Genomic DNA, 7,990 nt, shown 5'->3' on the forward strand with positions numbered 1-7,990 from the left:
CGGCCGCCGCCGGGATGCCCCTGCCTGCGGCGGCCCAGCCCCTCGCGCCCACGCCCGCACCGGCTCCGGCTCCGGCTCCGGCCCCGATGCAGCCCCTGGCCCCGGCGGCCCAGCAGATGCCGGTGCCGGTGCCGGTCCCGGCACCCGTTCCGGCTCCAGCTCCGACCCCCATGCCCGTTCCGGCCCCGGCGCCCGCCGCGGACGGTCCCACCCCGCCGGGCGTCCCCGCCCGCGGCGGCCTCACGGCCGCCCAGGTCCGCGGCATGACCGCCCCGCCCTCGAACAACCCCGGCCTGACCCCGGCCCCGGCCACGGGCTGGCCCAGCCCGCAGAACTGGCCGAACGCGGCGGGGATGGGCCAGGTGGGGTAGCCGGGGCGGGGCGAGGCCTCGCGTCAGGGCTTCTGGTACCGGCCGTCCCCCTGCCGAACGGCCGGTATCAGAACCGCCCGTACCGAGCAATCCGCCCGCGTCGGGGCCCTCGTGCGTCCGTGGTGGGGTCCGGAACCGGGGAGAATGGCGGTGCCCGCGCCCCGTATGATCGCCGCCCGGGAGGCACACCTTTGGCGCTCAGCAGACGTTCTTTCAGCGCCCTCGCGGGCACCGCCGCGCTCGGACTCGCCCTGGGCGGCGGCAGTGCCGGGACCGGGGCGCCCTCGGCCTACGCCGCACGCTCGGTGCCCACGGGCCCGCCGCCGCAGCCGCCGAGTGCCGACGGGCGGCGGCACACCGTCGGTTTCGACCGCTACTCGCTGCTGGTCGACGGCAGGCGGCTGGTGCTGTGGTCCGGCGAGATGCACCCCTTCCGGCTGCCCAGCCCCTCCCTGTGGCGGGACGTGCTGCAGAAGTTGCGCGCGTACGGCCACAACGCCGTCAGCGTCTACGTGGCCTGGAACTACCATTCGCCCGCCCCGGGCCGGTACGACTTCACCGGCGTACGGGACCTGGACCTGTTCCTGCGGACGGCCGCCGAGACCGGCCTCTACGTCGTCCTGCGACCCGGTCCGTACATCAACGCCGAGGTCGACGGGGGCGGTTTCCCCGGCTGGCTGACGGCCACCGGGGGCAGCGCCCGGACCGCCGACCCCGTGTACCTCGAGCACGTCGACGAGTGGCTGGGCCACGTCAACGCCATCGCCGCCCGGCACCTGTTCACCCGGGGCACGGGCACGGTGCTGCTGTACCAGATCGAGAACGAGTACGACGCCCACGTGGACGAGCCGGCCGGGCGCGCCTACATGAGCCACCTCTACAAGAAGGTGCGCGCCGACGGCATCGACGTGCTCCTCTTCCACAACGACAAGGGCAGGAACGGCCACTGGACGCCCGGGTCCTTCGACACCGGTGGTGAGAAAGGCCGTTGGCTGTACGGCTTCGACGGGTACCCCTCGCCGGACCGGACCCCGCCCGACTGGGGGTACTTCGGGACGGGCGGGAGGACCGGCGGGGCGAGTGCCAGTCCGCGTACGCCCGGGTTCATGCCGGAGTCCGGGGGCGGCTGGTTCGACGCGTGGGGCGGGGCCCCGTTCCAGGGCAAGGGGTACGCCGAGGTGCGGCGCACCCGGGACGCGGCGTACGAGAGGCGCTTCTACCTGACCCACCTCGCCAACGGCATCACGGTCCACAACGTCTACATGGCCTTCGGCGGCACCTCCTGGGGCTGGCTGCCCGCGCCGGTCGTCTACACGTCGTACGACTACGGGGCCGCCCTCGACGAGGGCCGCCGGCCCACGGAGAAGCTGGTGCCGATGCACCAGATCGGGCACATGCTGCAGCGCGTCCCGGACTTCGCCAAGCTGGACCGGGCAGGCGAGGTGAAGGTGCCCGGGCTCAGGGCGTACCACCTGCGGAACCCGGACACCGGCGCCCATGTGTACGTGCTGCGCAACGACAGCGGCAAGGAGGTCTCCTCGACGCTGCGCGCGGCCGGCGCCGACCTGCCGGTGACCGTGCCGGCCCGGGACGCCCGGCTGATGGTGACCGGTCTGACGCTGGGGCGGCGCAGGGTGCGGTACTCCACCGCGCAGCCGATGATGCTCCTGACCGCCGGGCGCCAGGACGTCGCGGTGTTCTGCGGGCGGCAGGGCGAGATGGCGCGGGTGGTGCTGGAGTGCGCGGAGGAGCCGCTGGTCACCCGGCTGAGCGAGCAGGCCGCGTACGTCTACGACCAGGGCCTGCTGCGGATCACCGTTCCGCTCGGCGCCGGCGGGCTGATCGGTGTCCGCGTGGAGGGCGACGGAAACGAGCGGCCGCTGATGCTGCTCTTCGCCGACGAGGCGACCTCGGTGCGCCTGTGGCCGTACGACACCCCGTCGGGCTCCCTGCTGGTCCACGGCCCCGCGCTGCTGCGCACCGCCACCGTGCGCGGCTCCACCGTGCACCTCACCGGTGACACGGTCGAGGAGAGCGGGCTGGAGGTGTGGGGGCCGCGCGGCATCGGCGCTCTGACGTGGAACGGCCGCGCGGTGCCGGCGTCGGTCACCGGTTCGGCGAGCGTGCGCGCCCACGCGCCGCTGCCCGGCGTGCCCGAGGTGAGGCTGCCCGCGCTCGACGGCTGGCGGACGCGTACGGAGAACCCCGAGGCCGGGCCGGGCTTCGACGACTCGGGCTGGCAGGTCGCCGACCGGACGTCCTCGCACAGTACGACGCCCGTGCCGAAGGGGCAGCCGGTACTGTTCGCGGACGACTACGGCTTCCACTACGGGGACGTCTGGTACCGGGGCACGTTCACGGACGCCACCGGCGTCGAGTCGGTCTCGCTCGCGTACAGCACGGGCACGCAGGGACTGCTCATGGCCTGGCTGGACGGGCACCCGCTGGGCGCGCACCGGATGCCCGTGCCGGACAGGAGCACGGCCCGGAAGGGGAGTTGGGCGGACACGGCGGTCCTCCCGGTGGCTCCGGCGCTGCGCACGTCCGGCCGGCACGTGCTGTCGGTGCTGGTGCGGCGGATGCAGCACGACCAGGACGGCGGGGCGCGGGACACCCACAAGGCGGCGCGCGGGCTGACGGCGGTCACCTTCGGCGGGGGGACGCCGAAGGTGCGGTGGCGGATCCAGGGCGCGGCGGCGCCCGACCCGGTGCGCGGGCCGCTGAACAACGGCGGGCTGTACGGGGAGCGGGAGGGCTGGCACCTGCCCGGCTTCCCGGACCGCGACTGGGAGCGGGTGAGCTTCCCCCGGGCGGTGCGACGGCAGGGCGTGACCTGGTACCGGACCACCTTCGACCTGGCCGTGGACCCCGGCGTCGACGCCTCGGTCGGGCTGACCCTGGAGGACGACCGGCACCGCTCCTACCGTGCGCAGATCTTCCTCAACGGCTGGAACCTGGGCCAGTACGTCAACGACGTGGGCCCGCAGCACACCTTCGTCCTGCCGAACGGCGTCCTGCGCACCCGGGGCGCCAACACCCTGGCCCTCGCGGTCCTTTCGGAGCTCACCACGCTGTCGGGGCCGGGGCGGGCACGGCTGACGCTGCTGGGCGCGGCGGCGGGTGGGGTGCCGGTGACGCCGGTGGACTCGCCGGGGCGCTGAGCGGAAGCAGCGGTGCGTGCACCATGCGACAGGCAACGGTCGTTTCCGCTCGGGCGGCGGTCGCCGGATCGCATGACGCGGGCAACTCCGGCCGCGTAGGCTCGGACGGTCTGCCCGACGGGGGGCGGCCGGAAGGGGTGTGGCGATGGACTTGGCCGGGTCGGCCGCCGGGCCCGTCCGGCTCGCCCTGGATCCTGCCGTGCTGGCCGGTCAGTCCTCCCTCTCCTTCTGGATCCCGGCCGCGGTGCTCACCGCCGCGCTGCTGATCAAGGTGCCCACGATCATCCGGCTGTGGCAGGACCCGATGCTGCGCGCGGTCGGCGGGCTGCTGCTGCTCGCCTGCGCGGTGTTCGTGTTCGTGGCGCCGTCGACGATCCGCTGGACCAACCGGGTCACGGGCGTGCCGAACATCTCGGCGCCCTGGGTGTACTCGCTGCTCACCGCGTTCTGCGGGTCCTGTCTGCTGCTGATCATCGCCTGGCGGAACGGGCTGTCCGACCGTTCGGCCGCGACCCGGCGTGCCATGCGCTGGGTGATCTCGGTCTACTCGGGGGTGATCGTCGCGCTGTGGGTGCTGTTCGCGCTCGCCGACGTGCCCGTGGAACGGCTGCGGGACCTGGACACGTACTACGCCACCACCCCGTTCATGCGCGAGGAGATCCTGCTCTACCTGCTCGCGCACTCCGTGGCCGTGCTCATCACCTCGCGGGTGATATGGAACTGGGTGCGCACCGACGGGCTGGACGTCTGGCTGCGCGGCGGGCTGAAGTCGCTCGGCGTCGGCTACGGCCTCAACCTGCTGTTCGACGCCTCCAAACTCACCGCGCTGGTGGCCCGTTGGACCGGGCACGACCTGGACTGGCTGAGCACGGACGTGGCGCCGCCCGTCGCCTGTGTGTCGGCCATCCTGATCGCGGTGGGCTTCATCCTTCCGCACGCCGGCCAGTACCTGCACGACCGCTGGCGCGTCCGGCTCGCCCACCACGAACTGCGGCCGCTGTACCTGCTGATGAGGACGGTGAACGGCCGCGGGCCGACCCTGCTGCCGCGCGGCGGTCCGGAACTGAGGCTGACCCGGCGGGAGACGTTCATCCGCGACGTGCTGCTGCCGCTGGCCCGCCGTACCGACGAGGAGCTGCACCGGCGGGCACACCGGGCCGCGCTGGAGCTGGAGTTCACGGCGGAGGAGGCCGGGGCGCTGGCCGCCGCGGTGGCGATCCTGGACGCCGTGGAGCGGCGGGAGCACGCGCCCGAGGACGACGGCGACCGCGACCGGGACACCACGGAGCTGCTGCGGGAGATCGGCGCCGTCTCCCGGGCGCTGCGCCGCCCCGACCGTGTCGCGGCGGTACGGCAGCGGGCCGCGACGCCGGCGGGGAGCGTGCCCGCTCATGAGTGACCGCGGTACAAGGACCTTTTCCTCTCGCCCGTCGCCCGGGGATGATGGGGGCCGGTGTGAGAGATCCACGGGGGAAGACGGTGCGTAGGAAGAGGGAGATGCGGCGGCTGGCCGACGCGCTCATCGACCCCATCCGGGTGCCGGTTCCCGCCGACCCCGAGGCGCTGTTCGCGGCGCTCGTCGACTCCGTCAGCGCCTGGCGGGGCCGCCGGGTCGTGGTCCGCCGGGAGGTCTTCCCGCCGCACACCGCCAGCGGGCTGTGGCTGGAGGGCGAGACGCAGGACGTGGTCGTCGTGGACCAGCGGGCCGCCGTGTGGCACCAGATCGTGATCTTCTGTCACGAGGTGTGGCACATGAACCGGCGGGCCGCCGACGCGCCCGTCGCGGGGCCGCCCCGGCCGGTCGCGGCGCGCACCGACTTCAGCCTGGCCGACGAGCAGGAGGCCGACCGGTTCGGCATGCTGATGGGCCGCCGGCTGCGGACCTGGCTGGAGACACCGGCGGACCCGGTGTCCGCCGCCGGCGCCGACGGCGGGCAGGATCTGGCCGGACGCATCGGGGCGGCGCTCAACTACCGTGGGACTCGGGGAAGATGAGCGGCCTGATCAACTACGCCAGCTGTGGTGTGCTGTGGCTGGGCCTGGTGGTGAAGGCCCCGGACCTGCTCCGTCACCGGCGCGACCCGTATCTGCGGGCGATCTGCGCGGTGCTGGGCCTGGCGGGCTCCTGCTTCCTCCTCGGGGCCCCTCCGACGGTGGGCGCGGTCAACCGGCTCAGCGGCGTCCCGAACCTCGCCGCGCCGCTGACGTACGCGTCGATCACCGCCTACAGCGCGGCCTCCCAGGTCCTCATCGTGTACTGGCGGGGCGGCGAGCGGGTGCACCGGGTGGCGCGGCGCTGGATCGTGGCCTACGCGCTGGTGCTGGTCGGCATCGCCCTCATGTTCACGCTCGGCGAGGCGCCGGTGGAGCGGCGTACCGACCTGGACACCTACTACGCGACGACGCCGTTCATCGCCGAGATGATCGTGCTGTACCTGGTGGGGCACCTCGCCGCCGTCAGTGTCACCACGGTGTCCTCGGTGCGGTGGGCGCGCGAGGTGGACGGCTGGCTGCGCGCGGGGCTGCTGGTCCTGGGGCTGGGCTCGCTGTGCGGCGCCGGGTACAGCGTGACCAAGCTCGTCGCCGTGGTCGCCCGCTGGTGCGGGCGGGACTGGTCGGGGCTCGGGACGAACGTCTCGCCGGCCGCGGCCGGGCTGGGTGCGCTGCTGACGTCGGTGGGCATCCTGGTGCCGCTGACCGGGCCCCGGCTGACGGAGTGCCGGCGGGCCCGGCGGACGTACGCGCGCCTGGAACCGCTGGAGCGGGAGCTGGACGGCGTCCTCACCCGCCGCTGCCTGCGGCTGCCCCGGCCGCGCTGGGCCTCCCCCACCACGCGGCTGATGTGGCGGCAGACCAGCATCCACAACGCGCTCAGCTACCTGGACGCGTCCTTCGACCGCTGCCTGTACGAGCGGACCCACGAAGCGGTGCTGGAGGCGACCGGCGACAGGGAGCGCGCGGAGGCCGCCGCGTGGGCGGCGGTCATCGCCGCGGCGGTACGCGACGACCCCGGCGCCCCGCCGTCCGGCACCCCCGCCCGTCTGGCCGCCCGGGCCCCGGACCCCTCCGCCCTCCTCCGCATCGCCGACGCCCTGACCGCACCCCCGCCCGCCCCGCTCCGCCGCATTCCCACCGGCCCGACCCCCACGGGCGCAGCATGAACGGTTCACCGGCGGCACACCCGCCGCAGCGCACACCGGCCGGAACACCCCCGGCCCGCCCTGCACCCGCCTCAGAGCCTCGAACAAAGTGGGCGCCCGGCTCGCGACGCTCCCCCAGCCTGGCGGCTGGGAGGTGCCCCCAGGCACGCACGCTCGCCGCGTTGCCGAAAGGCCCTAGTAGCTCCGCTACGAGGACCTTCCGGCGCCTTGCGATCGCACGCACCAGACGCCGCGAGCTGATCGGGTGCCCACTTTGTTCGAGGCTCTTACCCCGGACGGCCGGGCGGAGGTGGCCGGGGTGAGTCTCGTCATCTACCTGGCGGCCGGGATCTTCGGGATGTCCGCCGCCGTGCTGCTGCGCAGGCCGCGCACCGCCGTGCGGAATCCGCTGACCGTGTCCACGTGTGCGGCGATCGTGCTCGGCTCGCTGGTGTTCGTGTGTTCGGCGCCGTTGACGCTGGCGGCGGTGAACCGGCTCACCGGGATTCCCAACTTCGGGGCGCCGCTGACGTACGGGATGCTCTCCGCGTACAGCTGCTCGTTGCTGATCCTGTTGATCCACTGGAGGGGCGGGCCCCCGGAGCGGGTGCGGCGGCTGGTGCTGCGGAGCATCGCCGCGTACGGGCCGCTGGTCGTCGCGATCGTCGGGCTGTTCGCGCTGGGCGACGCCCGCACCGAGCGGCTCACCGACCTCGACACGTACTACGCCAACACGCCGTATCTGCGCGAGATGATCCTGCTCTACCTGGTCGGGCACAGCGCGGCGACGCTGACGATGTGCGTGCTGTGCGTCAAGTGGAGCCGTGAGGTCACCGGGCTGCTGCGGGCCGGGCTGCGGTTGATCCTGGCCGGGTCGCTGCTGGACGTGGTGGGCTTTCAGCTGACCAAGTACACGGCCGTCGTGGCGCGTTGGGCGGGACACGACCTGGACGTGCTGTCCACGAAGGTCGCACCGCCGATGGCCTCGCTCGGCGCGCTGCTGTGCTCCGCCGGCTTCGTGCTGCCCCGACTGCTCCCGGCGGCGCTGGCGCAGGCGCGCAGTCTGCGGGACTACCGGCGGCTGGGCCCGCTGTGGACGCGGGTCCGGCTCGGGTCCACCGCGCCCAGGCCGCCGAGCTGTTGGTGGCGGCTGCCCCAGGCGCGCCTGCAGTGGCGCGAGGTGTCCATCCACGACGCGCTGCTGGGCCTCGCCCCGTACTTCGACGACCGCGTCCGCGAGCGCGCGCTGGCCGCCGCCCGGCGCTCGGGCCGCACCGCGCACGAGGCCCGGATCGCCGCGGAGGCGGCCATGCTCGCC

At 74.1% G+C, this 7,990-nt stretch carries 5 protein-coding genes and 1 pseudogene; all 6 read left to right on the forward strand.

The window, feature by feature from the left end; all coding sequences use genetic code 11:
• Nucleotides 1–371, forward strand: a pseudogene (locus tag DEP02_RS18455) (histidinol-phosphate aminotransferase family protein); the annotation flags it as partial.
• Nucleotides 372–562: 191 nt separating this feature from the next.
• The gene (locus DEP02_RS18460; RefSeq protein WP_112468763.1) at nucleotides 563–3,532 is read left to right on the forward strand and encodes a glycoside hydrolase family 35 protein; all 2,970 of its coding nucleotides are present in this window, start codon (nucleotides 563–565) and stop codon (nucleotides 3,530–3,532) included.
• Between the two features lie 145 nt (nucleotides 3,533–3,677).
• Nucleotides 3,678–4,931, forward strand: coding sequence for an MAB_1171c family putative transporter (locus DEP02_RS18465; protein ID WP_112468765.1), 1,254 nt, complete (start codon nucleotides 3,678–3,680; stop codon nucleotides 4,929–4,931).
• Between the two features lie 98 nt (nucleotides 4,932–5,029).
• Entirely contained in the window at nucleotides 5,030–5,527 is a 498-nt protein-coding gene (locus tag DEP02_RS18470; RefSeq protein WP_112468767.1) for a toxin, read from the forward strand.
• Nucleotides 5,524–6,693 (forward strand): MAB_1171c family putative transporter, encoded by a 1,170-nt coding sequence (locus DEP02_RS18475; RefSeq protein ID WP_112468769.1) that lies wholly within the window; start codon nucleotides 5,524–5,526, stop codon nucleotides 6,691–6,693. The genes DEP02_RS18470 and DEP02_RS18475 overlap by 4 nt, the downstream gene beginning before the upstream one ends.
• A 298-nt stretch (nucleotides 6,694–6,991) precedes the next feature.
• On the forward strand, nucleotides 6,992–7,990 hold a 999-nt coding region (locus DEP02_RS18480), incomplete at its 3' end, for an MAB_1171c family putative transporter (protein WP_112468771.1).

The organism is Streptomyces triticisoli, from assembly GCF_003270085.1.
Lineage (GTDB): Bacteria > Actinomycetota > Actinomycetes > Streptomycetales > Streptomycetaceae > Streptomyces > Streptomyces triticisoli.

Coding starts and splice junctions, on each gene's coding strand:
- DEP02_RS18465 (WP_112468765.1), top strand. CDS start 3,678: ATGGACTTGGCCGGGTCGGCCGCCGGGCCCGTCCGGCTCGCCCTGGAT.
- DEP02_RS18470 (WP_112468767.1), top strand. CDS start 5,030: ATGCGGCGGCTGGCCGACGCGCTCATCGACCCCATCCGGGTGCCGGTT.
- DEP02_RS18475 (WP_112468769.1), top strand. CDS start 5,524: ATGAGCGGCCTGATCAACTACGCCAGCTGTGGTGTGCTGTGGCTGGGC.